At 66.7% G+C, this 18274-nt stretch carries 18 protein-coding genes; 8 read left to right on the forward strand and 10 right to left on the reverse strand.

The annotated features are described in order from the left end of the window. Positions 1 to 21 precede the first annotated feature (21 nt). The 4 genes from HRC28_RS09180 (at position 22) to HRC28_RS09195 (ending at position 6441) form a co-directional block, all read left to right on the forward strand. Positions 22 to 1368 (forward strand): serpin family protein, encoded by a 1347-nt coding sequence (locus HRC28_RS09180; protein WP_202033280.1) that lies wholly within the window; start codon positions 22 to 24, stop codon positions 1366 to 1368. A gap of 107 nt (positions 1369 to 1475) precedes the next feature. Beyond that, positions 1476 to 5036, forward strand: coding sequence for a transcription-repair coupling factor (gene mfd, locus HRC28_RS09185; RefSeq protein WP_182379805.1), 3561 nt, complete (start codon positions 1476 to 1478; stop codon positions 5034 to 5036). A gap of 14 nt (positions 5037 to 5050) precedes the next feature. Further along, a complete protein-coding gene (locus HRC28_RS09190) occupies positions 5051 to 5788 on the forward strand; it encodes a hypothetical protein (protein WP_182379806.1) in 738 nt (245 codons plus the stop codon). A 2-nt stretch (positions 5789 to 5790) separates the two neighbouring features. Beyond that, positions 5791 to 6441, forward strand: a complete 651-nt coding sequence (locus HRC28_RS09195; RefSeq protein ID WP_237111766.1) for a MazG nucleotide pyrophosphohydrolase domain-containing protein — start codon at positions 5791 to 5793, stop codon at positions 6439 to 6441. 116 nt (positions 6442 to 6557) lie between these two features. Here the strand turns inward: HRC28_RS09195 and HRC28_RS09200 are convergent, their stop codons facing one another. Beyond that, positions 6558 to 7541 (reverse strand): matrixin family metalloprotease, encoded by a 984-nt coding sequence (locus HRC28_RS09200; RefSeq protein ID WP_182379807.1) that lies wholly within the window; start codon positions 7539 to 7541, stop codon positions 6558 to 6560. A gap of 161 nt (positions 7542 to 7702) precedes the next feature. On the opposite strand from HRC28_RS09200, the gene HRC28_RS09205 reads away from it, so the two are divergent. Both HRC28_RS09205 and HRC28_RS25135 read left to right on the forward strand, forming a co-directional pair. Then, positions 7703 to 8653: a helix-turn-helix domain-containing protein gene (locus HRC28_RS09205; protein WP_182379808.1), complete on the forward strand. Its 951-nt coding sequence runs from the start codon at positions 7703 to 7705 to the stop codon at positions 8651 to 8653. Positions 8654 to 8831: 178 nt separating this feature from the next. Further along, positions 8832 to 11012 (forward strand): putative Ig domain-containing protein, encoded by a 2181-nt coding sequence (locus HRC28_RS25135; RefSeq protein ID WP_202033281.1) that lies wholly within the window; start codon positions 8832 to 8834, stop codon positions 11010 to 11012. Between the two features lie 140 nt (positions 11013 to 11152). On the opposite strand, the gene HRC28_RS09215 is transcribed toward HRC28_RS25135, so the two are convergent. The 6 genes from HRC28_RS09215 to HRC28_RS25610 all read right to left on the reverse strand — a co-directional run bounded on the left by HRC28_RS09215 (position 11153) and on the right by HRC28_RS25610 (position 14169). Continuing rightward, a complete protein-coding gene (locus HRC28_RS09215) occupies positions 11153 to 11512 on the reverse strand; it encodes a hypothetical protein (protein WP_182379809.1) in 360 nt (119 codons plus the stop codon). A 124-nt stretch (positions 11513 to 11636) separates the two neighbouring features. After that, positions 11637 to 13046, reverse strand: a complete 1410-nt coding sequence (locus HRC28_RS09220) for a recombinase family protein (RefSeq protein WP_182379810.1) — start codon at positions 13044 to 13046, stop codon at positions 11637 to 11639. 31 nt (positions 13047 to 13077) lie between these two features. Further along, positions 13078 to 13308: a hypothetical protein gene (locus tag HRC28_RS09225; RefSeq protein WP_182379811.1), complete on the reverse strand. Its 231-nt coding sequence runs from the start codon at positions 13306 to 13308 to the stop codon at positions 13078 to 13080. Then, the gene (locus HRC28_RS09230; protein ID WP_182379812.1) at positions 13305 to 13646 is read right to left on the reverse strand and encodes a DUF2958 domain-containing protein; all 342 of its coding nucleotides are present in this window, start codon (positions 13644 to 13646) and stop codon (positions 13305 to 13307) included. Before HRC28_RS09230 ends, HRC28_RS09225 begins: the two co-directional genes overlap by 4 nt. After that, positions 13643 to 14005 carry a hypothetical protein gene (locus HRC28_RS09235; RefSeq protein WP_182379813.1) on the reverse strand — a complete coding sequence of 121 codons (363 nt, stop codon included), beginning with the start codon at positions 14003 to 14005 and terminating at the stop codon, positions 13643 to 13645. Before HRC28_RS09235 ends, HRC28_RS09230 begins: the two co-directional genes overlap by 4 nt. 32 nt (positions 14006 to 14037) lie before the next feature. Further along, on the reverse strand, positions 14038 to 14169 hold the full coding sequence (locus HRC28_RS25610; RefSeq protein ID WP_272902673.1) for a hypothetical protein: 132 nt from the start codon (positions 14167 to 14169) through the stop codon (positions 14038 to 14040). Positions 14170 to 14392: 223 nt separating this feature from the next. Here HRC28_RS25610 and HRC28_RS09240 point away from each other — a divergent pair, with 223 nt between their 5' ends. Next, complete coding sequence (locus tag HRC28_RS09240; RefSeq protein ID WP_182379814.1) at positions 14393 to 15010, forward strand: hypothetical protein; 618 nt, start codon at positions 14393 to 14395, stop codon at positions 15008 to 15010. Between the two features lie 58 nt (positions 15011 to 15068). After that, positions 15069 to 15638, forward strand: a complete 570-nt coding sequence (locus tag HRC28_RS09245; protein ID WP_182379815.1) for a hypothetical protein — start codon at positions 15069 to 15071, stop codon at positions 15636 to 15638. 47 nt (positions 15639 to 15685) lie between these two features. Here HRC28_RS09245 and HRC28_RS09250 read toward each other — a convergent pair whose 3' ends face one another. The 3 genes from HRC28_RS09250 to HRC28_RS09260 all read right to left on the reverse strand — a co-directional run bounded on the left by HRC28_RS09250 (position 15686) and on the right by HRC28_RS09260 (position 18259). Continuing rightward, positions 15686 to 15868, reverse strand: coding sequence for a hypothetical protein (locus tag HRC28_RS09250; protein WP_182379816.1), 183 nt, complete (start codon positions 15866 to 15868; stop codon positions 15686 to 15688). A 3-nt stretch (positions 15869 to 15871) separates the two neighbouring features. Next, positions 15872 to 16312 carry a hypothetical protein gene (locus tag HRC28_RS09255; protein WP_182379817.1) on the reverse strand — a complete coding sequence of 147 codons (441 nt, stop codon included), beginning with the start codon at positions 16310 to 16312 and terminating at the stop codon, positions 15872 to 15874. Between the two features lie 69 nt (positions 16313 to 16381). Then, a complete protein-coding gene (locus tag HRC28_RS09260) occupies positions 16382 to 18259 on the reverse strand; it encodes a hypothetical protein (RefSeq protein ID WP_182379818.1) in 1878 nt (625 codons plus the stop codon). Positions 18260 to 18274: the final 15 nt, after the last annotated feature.

The raw sequence follows: 18274 nt of genomic DNA on the forward strand, positions 1-18274 counted from the left end.
CGGCGCTAGCGTCGTACCACCATGAGCCTGTTGAGCATTGCGCGCCGCGACACCTTCCGCTTCGGCCTGCTCGGACTCGCTGCGCTCAGCGGCGCCACTGCCCTGACCGCCTGCTCCGGTGAGCCCGATGTCGAGCCCGGCGTGTTGGGTCCGGGAACCGACGGGATCGAACTTGTCTCCTCCGACGTGAAGCGGGTGTCCGGGGACCCCACCGTCCTCGAGGACGTGGTCGTCGGGCTCCAGGCCCTTGCCGGTGACCTGTACGGCGGCATCGCCGCAAAGCCGGGCAACCTGGTCTTCTCGCCCTACTCGGTCCTGGTCGCCCTCGGCATGACCCTCGTGGGTGCAGCCGGGAAGACGGCCGACGAGATGCGCGACGTCCTCGGCGTGGGTGACCTCGGCGACCGCTGGCACAAGGGCGTGAACGCGCTGACGTCGTACGTCGACGGACTGGCCGGCAAGCAGCAGCGGATGGACGGCTCGGACGCCGAACTGGCCCTCGCCACGGCCAACCAGTTGTTCGGGCAGAAGGACGTCGGCTGGGAGGCGGAGTTCCTCGACCTGATCGCGAAGGAGTACGGCGCCGGGCTGCGCGCGGTGGACTTCAAGACCGCGTCCGAGGAGGCCCGTGTGCTGATCAACGCCTGGGTCGAGGACCAGACCCGCGACCGGATCGTGGACCTGATCCCGGAGGGAGTTCTCGACGACCTGACCCGGCTCGTGCTGGTCAACGCGATCTACCTCAAGGCGCCGTGGGAGCAGCCGTTCGAGAAGGCCGCCACCACGAAGGGGAAGTTCACGAAGGACGACGGCTCCACCGTCGACGTCGACATGATGAACAAGCCCGACCTGTCCGGCGGCATCGTGTCCGCGGCCGGTTGGCGCGGCGTGATCCTGCCGTACGCCGGGTCGCGCCTGGCGATGACCGTCGTGCTGCCGGACCAGGGAAAGTTCGCTGCGGTCGAGGCGAGTGTCGTCCAGGACGGTCTCGGCGTGCTGACGCCCGGCGGAGCGCCGGCCGCGATCAACCTGACCCTGCCGAAGTGGACCTTCCGGACGGAGGCTCCGCTGGGCGACCTGCTCAAGGAGATCGGGATGCCGACCGCGTTCATCGACGGGCAGGCCGACTTCACCCCGATGACCGACGAGGACCTGCCGCTGCACATCGCAGCCGTCCTGCACCAGGGCTTCATTGCCGTCGACGAGGACGGTACCGAGGCGGCGGCCGCGACGGCCGTCGTGATGCGTACCGAGTCGGCCGTGGTCGCCGAGACGTTCACGGTCGACCGGCCGTTCCTGTTCGTCATCCACGACCTGGACCACAACGCGCCGCTGTTCGTGGGGCGGGTCGTCGATCCGTCGGCGTAGGGCTGTCGGCCCGGGGCTGTCGGTGCAGGGCCGTAGGCTGACACCCCTCACCCCCTGTCGATCCTGACCGGGGGCGCTCGTGTTGCCTTCCACGAAAGCGTGCCTCCATGCGTCTCGCCGGCCTCGCCGACGCCGTCCTTGCCGATCCGCCCCTGGCTTCGGCCCTTGCCGAGGCTGCCGGGGCGAGCTCGCCCACCGGCGAACTGACCGGACCGGAGGCTCTGCGTCCGTTCCTGACCGCCGGACTGGCCCGCGCGGGTCGGCCGCTGCTGGTGGTCACGGCGACCACCCGTGAGGCCGAGCAGCTCGTCGCCGAGTTGGGTGACTTCCTCGACCCGACCGGAGTGGCGTACTACCCGAGCTGGGAGACGCTGCCGCACGAGCGACTGAGCCCGCGCAGCGACACCGTTGGTCGTCGGCTCGCCGTGCTCCGTCGGCTCTGCCACCCGGGCACCGACGCCGCGACTGGTCCGGTCAACGTGATCGTCGCACCGGTCCGCTCGGTGCTCCAGCCGCAGGTCAAGGGTCTCGGCGACCTGACGCCGGTCGAGCTCGAGGTCGGCGGCACCGCTGACCTCGATGCGGTCGTGGCCGGTCTGATCGGCGCTGCCTACTCCCGGGTGGACCTGGTCGAGAAGCGTGGCGAGTTCGCGGTTCGGGGCGGCATCGTCGACGTCTTCCCGCCGACCGAGGAGCACCCGCTGCGCGTGGAGTTCTGGGGCGAGGAGATCGAGGAGATCCGTTCCTTCGCCGTCGCCGACCAGCGCACCATTGCCGCCGTCGAGCGCCTCTGGGCTCCGCCGTGTCGCGAACTGCTGCTCACCGACGACGTCCGCGCCCGCGCCGCTGAGCTCGGTCGCAAGCACCCGCAGCTGCTGGAGATCACCGACAAGATCGCGCAGGGCATGGCGGTGGAGGGCATGGAGGCCCTGATCCCGGTGCTCGTCGACGAGCTCGAGTTGCTGGTCGACCTGCTGCCCGCCAACACCCAGATCCTCGTGCTGGACCCCGAACGCGCCCGGGCCCGTGCGCACGACCTCGTCGCCACCAGCGAGGAGTTCCTCGCAGCCTCGTGGGCGACGGCCGCCGTTGGCGGTCAGGCACCGATCGACCTGCAGGCGGCGTCGTACCAGTCCCTGGGGGATGTTCGCACCCACGCGCGGGGGCTCGGCCAGAGTTGGTGGACGTTCAGTCCGTTCGGGCTCGATGGGGGTCTCGATACGACCTCGCTCGTTCCTCGCGAGGACTACTCGACCACCTTGGCGCCGCTCGGAGCGCAGTCCGCGCCGTCGTACCGCGGCGACGTGGAGAAGGCGTTCGCCGACATCACGCGCTGGCACGGCGAGGGCCAGGCCGTCGTGGTGGTCCACGCCGGCCACGGCCCGGCCCACCGCATGGTCGAGGCACTGGGGGAGCGCGACGTCCCGGCTCGTTTCGTCGAGGACATCGGTGCCGGCGGCGTGCTCGATGCCGCCGTCGTGACGGTCACGTGTGGCGCGCTCGGCCACGGCCTCGTCGACGACGGTCGTCGTCTGGTCGTCCTGACCGGCGAGGACATCGTTGGCAGCAAGGCGTCGATGCGCGACAAGGGCGCGATGCCGGTTCGCCGGAAGAAGCAGATCGATCCGCTCGAGTTGAAGGCCGGCGACTACGTCGTCCACGAACAGCACGGTGTTGGTCGCTTCGTCGAGATGAAGCAGCGCGAGGTGCACGGGGCGGTCCGTGAGTACCTGCTGCTCGAGTACGGCCCCTCGAAGCGGGGCGGCCCGCCCGACCGGCTCTACGTCCCGGCCGACACCCTCGACCAGATCACCCGGTACGTCGGCGGCGAGCAACCGAGCCTCGACCGGCTCGGTGGCGGCGACTGGACCAAGCGGAAGAACAAGGCCCGCAAGGCGGTCCGCGAGATCGCCGCCGAGTTGATCAAGTTGTACGCCGCCCGGCAGGCCACCAAGGGCCACGCGTTCGGGCCGGACACCCCGTGGCAGCGCGAACTCGAGGACGCCTTCCCGTTCCACGAGACGCCGGACCAGTTGACCACCGTCGACGAGGTCAAGGCCGACATGCAGCGCACCGTCCCGATGGACCGGCTGGTCTGTGGTGACGTCGGCTACGGCAAGACCGAGATCGCCGTACGAGCTGCGTTCAAGGCGGTCCAGGACGGCAAGCAGGTCGCCGTCCTGGTGCCGACGACGCTGCTGGTCAGCCAGCACCTCGCGACGTTCAGCGAACGGATGAGCGGGTTCCCGATCAACCTTAAGCCGCTCAGCCGGTTCCAGACCGACAAGGAAGCCGCCGCGGTGATGGCCGGTCTGACCGACGGCACCGTCGACGTCGTGGTGGGCACGCACCGCCTGTTCAACGCTGACATCCGGTTCAAGGACCTCGGCCTGATCATCGTCGACGAGGAGCAGCGCTTCGGTGTCGAGCACAAGGAAGCGATGAAGCGGCTGCGCACGTCGGTCGACGTGCTGTCGATGAGTGCGACGCCGATCCCGCGCACGCTCGAGATGGCGATCACCGGCATCCGCGAGATGTCGACGATCACGACGCCCCCCGAGGAGCGGCACCCGGTGCTGACCTATGTCGGCGGCTACGAGGACCGCCAGGTCGTCGCCGCCGTACGTCGCGAACTGTTGCGCGACGGCCAGGTCTTCTACATCCACAACCGGGTGAACTCCATCGAGAAGGCTGCCGCCAAGCTGCGCGAGTTGATCCCTGACGCGCGCGTCGCGACGGCCCACGGCCAGATGGGCGAGCACCAGCTCGAGCAGGTGATGCTCGACTTCTGGGAGAAGCGCTTCGACGTCCTGGTCTGTACGACGATCGTCGAGTCGGGCCTCGATGTCTCCAACGCCAACACGATGATCATCGAGCGCGCCGACACGCTCGGCCTGAGCCAGCTGCACCAGTTGCGTGGCCGCGTCGGGCGCTCCCGCGAGCGGGCCTACGCGTACTTCCTCTACCCGACCGAGAAGCCGCTCACCGAGACCGCGCACGAGCGGCTCGCCACCCTGGCCCAGCACTCCGACCTCGGCGGCGGCATGGCGATCGCGATGAAGGACCTCGAGATCCGTGGCGCGGGCAACCTGCTCGGCGGCGAGCAGTCCGGCCACATCGCCGACGTCGGTTTCGACCTGTACGTCCGGCTGGTCGGCGAGGCGGTCCGCGACTTCCGCGACGACGGCGGCGCCCCCGAGGTGCTGGAGGAGGTGCGCATCGAGTTGCCGGTCGAGGCCCACCTGCCGCACGACTACATCCCCAGCGAACGGTTGCGCCTGGAGATGTACAAGCGGCTGGCCGAGGTCCGCACCGACGCCGATGTGGACGAGATCATCGCCGAGCTGACCGACCGCTACGGCGAGCCGCCGGAGCAGGTCTCGGCGCTGCTGTTGGTGGCCCGGTTCCGGGCGCGCGTGCGTGCTGCCTGTATCCGCGAGATCTCGACGGTCGGCAAGAACGTGCGGTTCGCACCCGTCGTCCTCCCGGAGTCACGGACCATCCGCCTGAACCGGCTGTTCCCGAAGTCGATCGTGAAGAGCCAGCTCGAAACGATCCTCGTGCCGCGCCCCGGCACTCCCGGGCAGACGGGACGTCCGCTCGAGGGGATCGCCCTGCTTGAATGGGCTCGACTGGTCATCGACTCGGTCATCGATCCGGCCGAATGAACAAGGAGTAGAGCGTGCGTCCTCGCAGCCCGTTGAACGTCCGGACCACGGTGGCCCTCGCCGCCGTGGCGTTGATGGCGGCCGGCTGTGGCCTCACCGACAGCGGTGCCCAGCCGGGCGTGGCCGCCGAGGTGGACGGCCAGACCCTCGAGCTGACCCGGGTCGACCAGGCCGTTGAGGACTACTGCGGCCTGCTCACGGCCAACAAGAAGTTCTCCGCTGTGCCGACGGCGCTGGTGCGTGGCCAGTTCGCGCAGGGCTGGACCCGGGCCGTTGCCATCGACAACCTCGCCGAGGAACTGGACGTCCCGTTGCCGCCCGAGGTCATCGACCGCACCACGGTCGAGGACTTGTGGATGGAGCTCGGCGAGGTCGACGACGACAACTACGACTCGTTCGAGTGGCTGACCTGGGTGCAACTGCGCCTGTCGACGACCGCCGAGCAGCTCGGTGCCGCGACCGTGCTCAAGGAGACCGGCCAGACCGTGTCCGGCGAGCAGGCCATCAACGTCGGCGTCTCCCTCGCCGACGACTGGCTGGCCGAGAACGAGCCTGAGCTCAACCCGGTGTTCGGCGAGTACAACCCCGAGACCGGCTACTTCGACGGCGACGCGCTCTCGATCCCCGTGAGCCGCGAGGCCGGATCGGTCGTCGACACCAGCAAGCTCACGGCCGAACAGGTCAACGCCCTTCCGGCCGACCAGCGCTGCGGGCCGGAGACCCCGCCGGCGCCCCCGGTGCCGGGAGTCTGATCGTGACGGTCGGCCCGGACGCCGGCCCGGACGCCGTCTCGGCGGTTGCCGAGTTCGTGGCCGTGATGCGCCGGCTGCGCGCCGAGTGCCCGTGGAAGCAGGCGCAGACCCATCGCTCGCTGGTCCGCTACCTCCTCGAGGAGACCTACGAGACCGTCGACGCGATCGACGCCGGTGAGGTGTCGGGGGACTGGTCGCACCTGGCTGAGGAACTCGGCGACGTGTTGCTCCAGGTGGTCTTCCACGCGGTGATCGCCGAGGAGCGTGGCGACTTCGACCTTGCCGACGTGGCCGAGGGGATCACCGCGAAGATGCGGCGGCGCAACCCGCACGTGTTCGCGGCCGACTCGACCAGCGGTGAGACCGCGCTGGATGCCGACGCGGTCAACGAGATCTGGCAGCACGTCAAGGCGACCGAGCGTCTCGACAAGCTCGACGGCCGGGGGATCGACGCGGGGCTCCCGTCCGCCCTCCCCGCCCTGTTGTACGCCGACAAGGTGCTCGAGCGCCTGGCCCGCGAGGGCGAACCGGCCGATGTCGATCCCGCCGCCGAAGACATCGGGGAACGACTCCTGGCGCTGGTGGCCGAGTCGCGCGCGGCGGGTGTTGATCCCGAACAGGCGTTGCGCGACGTCGTACGCAAGCGGTTGTGAGGCCCTTGTCTGCAGGTTGATTGATATCAATCAACCTGCTCAGCGGTGTCCGATTGCGTCCGTTCGTGAGTAACGAGATCCTGTCGCGGCCGTGGGCCCGCTCCATCTCCTCGTATCTAGGGTCGCGGCCAACTTGAGTAGAGCGAGCAGATCGCCGAACTGTCGGACGGATAGGTGTGCGGCGGTTCGGCGCTGCGGGGTGGTGCCGGATTCATGATCGCCAGCGGCGCGGGCCCGAAGTGGCCGAGCCCCAGCGAGTGCCCCATCTCGTGCAGGGCAATCGTCTCGACGTCGAACTCCGGACCCCCCAGGGGTGGGTCGATGGCCCACGGACGATCAGGGAACGGGCCGTTCGGGTCGCCGAGCATGTCATTGAAGTAGACCTCGTTCAGGGCCGTGTCGAGGTACTGGTCGCCGTTCACATCGGTGGGCTCGAAGGTCACCTCGTCGGAGAAGACGTAGGTTTCCGAGAAGGCGAGGACCCGGCCCTCGAAGCTCGGGGCCCAGGCGAGGAAGAGGCTGACGGGATACCAGCCGGCGAAGGTGATGTCGGCCAGGAACGGATTTCCTTCCTCGTACTCGAGGGGAAGGACTCCACTGTCGACGATGTCCGGATCGGCGCCGGTGTCCGCGCGCTTCACCAGCGGGGCCGCGGCCAGGCACGGCTCTGCTGCCCAGGTCTGCGCCGCGCGGTCGATGGCCGCTTCGGTCTGGGCGTTCGTGAGGCCACTGGACGTGGCACCGTCGCTCTGGTCGACGAGATAGGTGAGGCGATCGCCGTCGGCCTCGCGGCGTTCGTCGCCCGGCACCCAGCGCTGGCCGTAGTACTTCTTGAAGCGGTTGCCGACGCGGAGGAGGCCGTAGCCGAGCAGGAACGCCTCGGCCGAGTGCAGCCGGATCGACGCGCCCCGCGCTTCGAGCCCCTCATTCACCGAAGCGATGTGTGCGTCGATCGCGGCTGCCAGTTCGGTGTCCCCGGGCGGGGGCTTGCTGCGGCCGGAGTCGCCGGCCATCGAGGGCGGCACGGCGAGGGCGGCACCGAGGACGAGCGCAGCAGCCACCATGGACCCTGCGCGGAGGCGGCGATGTGAAGGTGCCATGTCGGACCCCTCGGCACTGGACGGGTTACCCGGTCGTCGCGCCGAGATCGCAACCCATCGATCGTATGCCTGCCGACCGGGGAGTGAAAGAGGATGCGCACACCGACTGTGACGCGCGCTACACTCCCGGGCGGGGACAGTTGGGGGCCTGGGGGTCAGGGATGGGGAATTCGGCGGTCTTTTCGACCGATGATGTCGGGGAGCTGGAGCGGCTCGCCTACTGGCGTGCCTTGGCGCGCGACAAGTTCGGGACCTCGTTCGAGAGCGCGCGCGTCGATCGACCGTTCCGCGCCAAGATGTGGTTGCACGCGTTCGAGGGTTTCGCGATGGCGCGGGTGCGTGCCGACGGGCATCTCTGTCGACGCACCGAGAGCAACATCGCGGACGGCGGACGCGGATACTTCCTCGTCGCCATCGTGGTCGGCGGCTACGGGCGGCTCGAGCAGTCGGGTCGCGTTGCCGCGCTCCGGCCCGGGACGGTGACCTATTGGGACACCAGCCGGCCCATGGCGTGGCACTTCGACGGCGATCAGGATGTGCTGCTGCTGCGGATCTCCCACGAGCGGGCGGCCCTGTTCAGCGCGATCGCGCCGTTGCACAGACACACGGCCCGGGCCGGATCTCGAGGCGGTGCCCTGGGGCTGTTCACCGACTTCTTCCTCCGGCTGTCCGACGGTTCCGTCGTCGACCCGGAGGGCACCCGTCTGCTCGCGAACCAGGGCGCCGGTCTCCTCACGTCGGCGATGGCGATCCTTGCCGCCGGTGCCGAGGACACAGCGGCCGGCGATGACCTGCTGCGCGAGCAGGTGCTGTCGTACCTGCGGCGCAACCTCGAGGACCCGTCCCTGTCGCCCGACGTCGTGGCGCGAGCTGTCAATGTCTCGCGCCGCAGCCTCTATCGACTGTTCGAGGGCACCGACAGCGTCATGTCCGTGCTTCGGCAGTTGCGCATCGAACGGGCCAAGCAGTTGCTCATCTCGCACCCGGGACGGTCGGTGGTCGACGTGGGCGCACGGTGCGGCTTGACGGAGGGTCAGTTCCACCGGGCCTTCCGCGAGCTCGTCTCGATGAGTCCCGCGGAGTACCGGGCCACGCTGGCCGTCGCTGTCTGAACGTCACTCGCAATCTGGCACGCGTTGAGTGCCCTCTGGCACTCGATGCTGTGACCTCAACGGCTCGGTACCGGTGAAGATCAGCCAGATCCTTGTGGAGGCGGCTGTTGGTGGCCGGGTCAGCCACGGGACGCCATTGGGGAGTGGCCTACGGGTCAGGGGATTGGGAGGAACCATCATGTTCGAATCGACGAGCAGGACTCGAAGGGTCTGGGTCGCCGGCGTCACGTTGGCGGTGTCAGCGACGGCCTGGTCCGCAATGCCGGGCAGCAGCGCCACGGCGACGGCCGGGGCCAACGACGGTTGCGTCACCGAGGTGCTCACGGCGCCGGAGCGGGCAGGAAAGGTGGCCAGGTCGAAGCCTGCAGCGTTCAAGAAGGCAGCGCAGCGCAACGGTCTGTCCGTACGTGGCCTGACTGAGGCCGCTGCCGACGCCACGCTGTGGCTGGACGAGTGCGGCAAGCAGTTCTTCGTCGAGCCGCGAGCCGCCGCACCCGTGGCGGCCAGTCGCGCCGAAGCACAGCCCAACACGGGAGTGCCGTTGGCCGACACCTTCACGTTGCAGTCGAAGCCCGGCTCGAACCGCACCATCTACCTCGACTTCAACGGTGGCACCGTCAGTGACACGGGGTGGAACGACGGCGACACGGACATCGTCGTGACGCCGTACTCCATGGACTCCACGGTCTCCACGAACTTCTCCGATGCCGAACTGACGCAGATCCAGGCGGCCTGGCAGGTCGTCGCCGAGGACTACGCACCGTTCGACATCAATGTCACGACCCGGGACCTGGGGTTGGCCGCGATCGACCGCACCGACAGCAACGACCAGACCTTCGGCTCACACGTCTACATGACCAACGGGGGCTCGATCTACGACGGCTGCGGGTGTGGCGGCGTCGCCTACGTGGGCGTGTTCAGCGCTTCGGGCAGCAGCCACTCCTACTACCAGCCGGCCTGGGTCTTCGCGAACGGCACCGGCACCAGCGGCAAGAGCATGGCCGAGGCCGCCTCGCACGAGGTCGGTCACAACTTCGGGCTCGACCACGACGGGACCTCGACCCGGGGCTACTACACCGGCGCCGACCCGTGGGCCCCGATCATGGGTGTGGGTTACAGCCAGCCGGTCGTCCAGTGGTCGGTGGGTGAGTACCCGGACGCGAACAACAAGGAGGACGACCTCTCGATCATCGCGCAGGGCGCTCCTTTCCGGGCCGACGACCACGCCAACAACGCCGCGGGAGCCACCAGCCTCCCGGCTGGCGGCAGCGTCAACGGGATCATCGGCAACCGTGCCGACGTCGATGCCTTCAAGATCACGGGTTCCGGCCCGACCACCGTGACCCTGAAGGGTGCCGCGGGAGTTCCCAACCTGGACGCGAAGCTGACCATCCTGAACGCTTCGGGCGCCACGGTGGCCACCGTCGACCCGGCCTCCGCCAGGGTGTCCTCGGCCGTGGCGAGCGGACTGGATGCCACCTGGACCGGCGATCTGCCGGCCGGTGGTGCGACGTACACCGTCCTGGTCGACGGCGTCGGCACCGGCAACCCGCTCACCGCTGGCAAGTACAGCGATTACGGTTCGCTCGGGAACTTCCAGCTCGCCCTGACCACCGGGACGGTGGCCACCAACACGGTGACCGTGACCAACCCCGGCGCACAAACCGGCACGGTGGGCACCGCGAAGTCCCTGCAGATCCAGGCGAGTGACTCGGCTGCCGGCCAGACCCTGACCTACAGCGCGACGGGCCTTCCCGCGGGCATGTCGATCAACAGCAGCACCGGCCTGATCTCCGGTACGCCCACCGCTGCGGCCACCTCCTCCACCACCGTCACGGTGAAGGACACCACCAACGCGAGCGGCACCACGACGTTCAGCTGGACCATCAGCCCGGCCACGTCGGCCTGCTCCGGACAGAAGCTCGGCAACCCCGGCTTCGAGACCGGGACGGCCGCACCGTGGACCGCTAGCAGCGGTGTCATCGACAACACCTCCGCCCAAGCCGCCCGCACGGGTTCCTGGAAGGCATGGCTCAACGGCTACGGCCAGACCCACACCGACAAGCTGAGCCAGACCGTGACGATCCCTGCCGGCTGCAAGGCGAACCTGTCCTTCTACCTGCACATCGACACCAAGGAGGGTGCGACCCAGAACCAGTACGACAAGCTGGAGCTGAGGGTCGGTACGACGAAGGTGGCCGGCTTCTCCAACGTCGATGCGGCAACGGGCTACGCGCGGCGGTCCTACAACCTCTCGGTGTTCGCCGGGCAGACCGTGACGATCGCCTTCACCGGCACCGAGGACTACTCGCTGAAGACCTCGTTCGTCATCGATGATGCAGCGCTGACGCTGTCCTGACGCCGCGGACGACTCCGAGCCGGCCCCCACCCGGCCCGGAGTCGTCCTCGGTCTTTTTTGGGCCGGGCTGTCCACAGGTTCGTGGACCTGCCCTGTTCACCGGGGTGTCGCTGACCTACTCTGCTGCCAGCCACGTCATCTCATCTCGGGGAGCCGCCATGGCCCTGCTTCAGCCACCGGTCGTGTCGGCGCCAGCGTCCGACGACGTGGTCGCACGCCTCGATGAGGAGTTGCGCGCCGTCGTACGACGCGACGGGATCGATCCGCAGCGCGAGATAGCCGCCGTACGACGCCACGCCACTGACCTCGTGCGCGTCCACGACGAGCTCAGCCTGACGGGCGTCGTCGCTCCGGTCGCGCATCCCGAGGCACTCGTCGCGGAACTCGTCGCGCGCGTTGCCGGATTCGGACCGCTCCAGCCGTTCCTCGATGACCCGACCGTGGAAGAGATCTGGATCAACAGTCCGGACCGGGTCTTCGTGGCTCGGCACGGGCGGCACGAGCTCACCAACCTGGTGCTGACCGAGGCCCAGGTGACCGAGCTGGTCGAGCGGATGCTGAAGTCGACAGGCCGCCGGATCGACCTCAGCCGTCCCTTCGTCGAGTTACCGGAAGATCAACGCTTCACCTACGGGGGATCTGCACGGCGTCGCCCACCACGGGGACGATCAGCAGGAACGCCTTGTGGACCTCCACGCGTCGAATCACCCGTCCGAGCAGGAATCCCCACTCGCCGGGCGTCATGCCCGTAGAACCGGCCTGGAGGCGTTCGTACACGTCCTGATCGACGGGCGCGAGGAGCGCCAGTTCGTCCAGCGCCTCCGACAGGTCCTTCATCCACGCCTCACGCTCGGCGCGCGCTTCGTCACGGGCAATGTTGAACGCAACCTGATCAAGCATGTCGCCGGACCACGCCGTCATGAGTTTCGCTAGGCGCTTGTCGATGTTGGCCACCGACCCTTCGGCGACTGACACGCGAGCCTCGATCTTCGCCCGTTCGTCCGAGCGCGTCTCGTCGTCGTACGCCAAAGCGGCGACCTCATCGATGTGGGCACCGATCCAGAACGCCACCTTCTTCTCGACAACGGTGCGGTTGATCCACATCCCTGAGCACGAGCGCTGGTTCTTGTACGCCGAGCAGATGACCTGAGATTTCGTCTCGGTGTAGGAGTTCACGAACATCACGCCACCGCACAGGCCGCACTTCACCAAGCCGCTGAGGAACCACTTTGGCGACGCGGTCTTGTGGGGTCCCTTCTTCCGGACCTCACGTGCGCGGACGTAGGCCTTCCACTCGGCGTTCGTGATCACCGGTTCGTGAACGCCGTCGTAGAAGGTGCCCTTCGACTTCTCCGAGATCAGCCCCGCGCCCCACCCCGAGTCGAGGGTTCGGATCAGCGAGTGGATGCCCCAGGCCGCGCCCCTCGTGGTGACGACGCCACGCTCGTTGAGGTCCTTCACGAGAGCTTGAAACCCTGCCCCCTTGGTGTACCTGATGAACATCTCGCGCAGCACTGGCGCGGTGTTTGGGTCCTGCACGTAGGACTTTCCGTCCTTCATGTACCCGAATCGGGGCAGGCCGTTCTTGGGTAGGCCGTTCGCAGCGCGGCGGTTCAGCGCCTCCTTCCACTGCTCGGATTTGAGGTCGGCCTCAAACGCGGCCATGCCGAGCATCTGGTCACGGGCGAAGCGCCCTCCCGCCGTCGTGATGTCGAACGGCTCGACGGCGGACTCCACCGTCTTGCCAGCCTCTTCCAGTAGTTCGATCAGGGCGAACTGATCCGCGCGCCGACGCGACAGACGCGACCACCGGTAGACGACAACAACGTCCACAGCCATGTCGAGGATCAGCGGGAAGTTGGGTCGCTTCTGCCATTTGCCGGTACCCGAGACGTCCTCATCGATCACCGTGCCCGAGACGATGTAGCCGTGCCGCGTGCAGTGGGCACGACCCTCCCGCTCTTGGATTTCCAGCGAGATCGAATCGTCCTTCGCCTTCGATTGGCGAAGGTAGAGAATCGCGTGCTTCTTCATGATGAAATCGTCTCCCACTGAACTCGAACCATCACGACTCCTGCCCCTGCTGGCGACGCGTTCGGGCGCTGATCGCGTCGCGCCCCTCAGCGATGCACTCGGGGCACGTCACCTCGTCCCACTTGTTCAGGAACTTGATGTGACCGCCCTTCGTGACGATGTTGCCGCCACATGCCCAGGCCATGTTCGGCATGAGGATGTGGTTCAGGTCGGACTCGATCTTGTCGCTGAACAGGGGACTGTCGTCGTCGCTGTAGGTCATCGCGCCACCACCTGAGCGAACGGGCGCGGCGTCCACGACAGGTCGCGTTCGACCCACCTCGCGATGCCCTGAGGCCGGACCAGAAGCGCCCGAAGCTCGTGCAGGTCGGTGTACCCCCACTCGGCTCCGTTCGGGTCTCCGAGGTTGGCGTAGCCGAACGCGATGCGCCGGTCTGCGTCCAGCTCTGCGATCCACCAATCGCACGCACCCACGAAGTAGTGGAGGTGGATGATCGTGTCCTCGGGCTTCGTGTTCTCCGTGGCGTACAAAGCGGGAACCCCGCCCAGGATGTCCTGAGCGGGGAACCAGTCGTGGCCTCGGAGTTCGTCAGGCGTCACGCCTTGACCGCCGTCTTCTTCGCGGGGGTGCGCTTGGCGGCAGGCTTGGCCGGGGTGACCTTCTTCGCGGCAGCACGCTTCGCCGGGGCAGGCGCAGCCTTCTTCGCCGCCGTCTTCTTGGCCGGGACGACGGGCGCGGGGGAGTTGCCCGTCTTGCACGTCGCGCACCACACGGACGGCGTACGCCCCGCTTCGTGTGCGGCGCGACGGGTCTTGGTGCCGGTGCGTGCTCCGTGCTCGCAGGATGCCGCCCACTTGTTCTCGCCCTCGGGCTTGCCCAACTGGATGATCTCGATCTTCGCGCCGGTCTCGCGAGCGGTCACGGTGTGGATCACGGTGTTCTTGGTGCTGGTGGTCATGTGCTTGTCCTTTTCGTCGTTTGGGTTGTGGGTTACTTCGCCGAGGCGAACGCAGCGAGCGCGGCGTCGAGGCCCTGACTGGTGATGAAGTCGGAGAGGACCTCGAGGACGTCCTGCTCGTCCCACCGGTTCGCCGCCGCGATGTTCTGGAAGTCGTCGTTCATCGGTCTGTCCTTCGTTCGTCGTTATCAATCGGTTGGTTGAATAAGACGAACGTAATACGAGCGATGACTCGTGTACACCTAAGTCGCTCGATTCACAAGACTTTTACTTCCGTGCTGTCAGGGCGCTCGCGACCTTCGGTGCGATCTGGGTCGGCGGCGACACCCTGACCACGATCCACGGAACTGTCGCCTTCTAGACGGACTAGACCGCTAGCGTTGAAGGGTGCCGATGATTCACAACCGCAGTGAGACCCTGTCCGCTGACCTCAACCCCGATGCGGTGTGGCCTGTCTTCTCGCGTTTGGAGGCGCTGCTGCGCGAGCGGGTCATGAGCGACGACACCTGGTCCGTCCGTACCGGTCTCTTCAGCCAACACGGCAATGCGTTCGACGACAGCGTTGCTGCGATGCGCGACGCGGCAGCGGTCCTAGATCCGGAGTCCATCACCTCGATGAACCTCGAAGTCGGCAGCTGGAAGACGCGGCACACGATCAACGTTTGGTACCGCAAGGGTCAGAAGGTGTTCTTCTGCGAGGTCAAGTCCGACGACATGGCTTTCGCTATCGGCTGGGTGGGGACGATCAAGGCGGAGATTGAGCGTGCTCTCGCGTCGCCGGTGGTTCTGCCGCCTCCGCCTCCGGCTCTGCCTGCAGCCCCGGCTCTGCCTGCAGCCCCGGCTGAGGTGCACGTGGTGATGCCGACTCCTTCAGCGCCCGAGAAGAAGTCGCCGTTGCACAACCCATGGGTGGCGGCGATTCTCGTGCCACTGGTACTGGTTGTGGTCGGCGCGATTTTGGAAGTGACGATCACCGACATCCTGCCCTTCCTCAAGAACGAATAGAGCGTTCGCCGTGCTTGATTCTCTGAAGGACATACCCGGGGCCGCATGGGCTGCGCTCGTGACCGGTCTGTTCCTCACAGGGCAGAACCTCCTGAACAACCGCCGCGAAAACCAGCGTCGCAATGACGACGGTCTAGAACGTGAGCGCGACCGACAACATCAGGAGCGGATTGCGGATCAGGCGCGAGCCGATGCTCGATCCGATGCCTGGCGTGCGGAGCGCCGCGAGGTGCACGGTGAGCTGGTGGCACTCATCAGGCAGGGACAACGAACGATCAGATCGAAACTGATGATGTTGGGCAAAGACGGAATCTTCCGCAATGCGCATCAGGATGTCGTGGAACTGATCAGCGCGGATGACGCAGAGGCGCTCCGTGAGGCGGCGGCTCGTGTCGAAATCGTGGGTTCGCAGGCGTCAAGGGAGGCGGCGCTGAATGCCGTCGCGCAGATGTCTGAGTTGGACACACGCGTCTGGGAGCTCACGGCGCTCTGGGACGGTGACGACGCCAAGGCTGTGGACAAGCGCGCCGAACTCGCCGCTGTGATCAAGGAACGACATGCCTCCTTGCAGAAGTTCCTTGATCAGTACGTCGATGCCGTCCGTGCCGAACTTGGCACGGCGGACTGACGCGCGCCCACCAGACGACAAAAGACCCCCCGCCCGAAGGCGAGGGGTCAAATGTCAGTGGGTGGGTCTTCTGGCTTCTTGGCACCGAGCAGGACACCGAGGACGGCCATGAAGATGACGTGCACCTCGGCCGGAGGCAGGTAGTCCTTTATGAAGATGGGCGCAGCGAAGTTCGCGGCCCACACTCCTGTGACGACAACGATCAGTGCGCCACGGAGTCGAGGCGGCATAGGTCAGGCTGCCTCGTAGCGACCTTCAACGATGATGGAGTGCGTGTTCGCGAACGTTCCGGGTACGAGGTTGGTGACCGCACGGACTGAGTTACCCGCCGTGGTGGGGTCGCAGTACAACAGTGCCGTGGCGGACGTCGGCGAGACGCGCACGTGAAGCCTGTACGCCGCGCCACCGATAAGCGCCTCGCCCAGGGCGAGCTGCAAGCCTGTGGCGTGCAACGTGACCGGCAGGCTGATCGCGTACTGGCCCGATCCGTAGGTGGTCGTAGACCCCATGGTGATGACAACCCGGAAGTCGACCGACTTCCCGATCTGCCGGTAGCGCCCCACGATGGTGCCGTTACCGATCACGGGGTTCGTCGTCGCGCCCGTCCACGCTGGCGAGTACGACGTCCACGCGGACTGGATACCTGTGAAGGCGTCCTTGACCTCAACGGTCATCTTGCTGGCTGTGACAACCTCGCTGGTTGTCCACGACGCCGGGGTGGTGTTTAAGCCCACGGTGATTCCTCAGTAGTACAGGGCAGTGTTTGTGCCCAGCGGAAAGTTCGCGTCGTTGAGTCGCCACCACGTCGTCGCGGTTTCGCGCTTCGGTGAGGTGTTGAGGTCGAGGGACCAGCCGGTCTTGGTGATGACCTCGGTCCAGCCCTCGATGTAGAGGTCTGCTGTTGCGCCGGTCGGTGCCTGAGACGGCAGACCGGTGAAGCGCAGCCACGCGCCCATCAGGTTGATGAGGAATGACTGTTGGATCGCGGTGGTCTGCGTGAGCAGGTCGACCTTCACGCCTGCAAGGCGCGTAGACGGGTCCTTGTTCAGCCACAGGTAGTACGCGGCGAGGTTCGCTGCGTCGTCGTCCGACAGGACCTGGACGGTCTCTGACGTGCCGTAGACCCCGTGCTGGGCGATGGACGACGCGTCCTCGGCGACTACTGAACCTCCGCCGGCGCGGGTCACCTCTACGCGGTTTGCCATGCGCTGCGTGTCCACAGAAAACGACGCATCTGAGTTCAGCGCGTCCACTGTCACGGTGATGTCTGGTGTTCCGGCGTAGACCTTCGTGAGCTTCGCGGTGTTGCCCTCGTGGATGACGGTTCCCGAGCCGTTCACGTAGAGGCGACCGTTGTCAGCTTTCACGACCTCGGTCATCAACGTGGCGTAGTCGGACGCGTTGAATACCGGGATGAACCGTGTTGGCACGCCCGTGCTGCTCGACGTAACTCCTGCCGACTGTGCGTAGGTCGGGATGGTGGCGCTTGTTGCCCGGCCCTGGGCGCTGCCGAACGACTGCCAGACCGACGGGTTCGTGTTGGCAGAATGCGGATAGAACGCGAAATGCCCGATCGCCACTTCACCGACGATTGCGTTGGATGACTTGACGGCATCCAGCGTTCCGGTCGGAATGTTGGGGTTCATCGCCGTGCCGACCAGTTCGCCGTCCAGCCACAGTTCTGTGCTGATTCCGCTGTCGTCAACAATGACGGTGCACAGGTGCCACTCGTTGTCCATCACGGACTGGGCGCTGACGATGCTGGTGGTGACACCGCCAACGAGGTGGTACACGGCCAACTGGTCGTTGTTGAAGCTGCCGAACCAGACCGCCTGTGTGGACGGCTGGAGCGCATCGCCGACTTGCATGAAGTTGCCCCCGCTACCGGGGGTGCCCTTGAAGGCCATCTCGATCTGAAAGTTCGTGGACCAGGGGTGCCCTAGGCCGGTCGCGGTTGAGGTATCGCCGCCGAAGATCTTGCCTAGTTGATACGGGTTGCTGAGCGCCTCGACAAACTTGATGACCGAACCGTTGTCATTCGGGCAAGCCTCGGACGCGAACTCCGGGTACTGCGCGTCACCGCCCGACGCCTTGCCCACCATTCGAAGTGGACCGACTGTTGCGGCGTTGGGGCCGACCGGCCACGCCACTGGCGCAACCATGCCGGGTGTGGACTTTGGTGCCGGTTCCGTGAGGGGCCACACCACCGTTGCGCCACACCACAACTGCCTCTCAGTGACGGGCAGGCGTGTTGGAATGCGACCAAGCCGAGCGAGTGCGTCCGTCGCAGTGATCGTGACCGTCGAGAACTCTTGACCACCTGACGGCCACTCGACCGGCCATTCCTGCACGTATCCGGTGAACCGGGTCACGGTTGTCGCCGAGACGGTCAGGCGAACCCGAATCCTGTTGTTGATCTGGATCGGCGAAGGGGAAGCAATGATCGTGCTGCCGAGAGTGAATCGACCATCGATGTTGTCGAAGGTGAGCGACATCGTGGACGGCTGCACGTCGCCCTGCTCGTCGGCGCGACCGTGCGTCATGGTGATGCCGCTGAGGCTCACGTAGGACGACACGTCGTACGGGAAGGTCCCTGTGCCGTCATCGAGCAGGACCGTCACGGTTGGATGACCGGG

It is taken from the genome of Nocardioides sp. WS12 (assembly GCF_014108865.1).
Lineage (GTDB): Bacteria > Actinomycetota > Actinomycetes > Propionibacteriales > Nocardioidaceae > Nocardioides.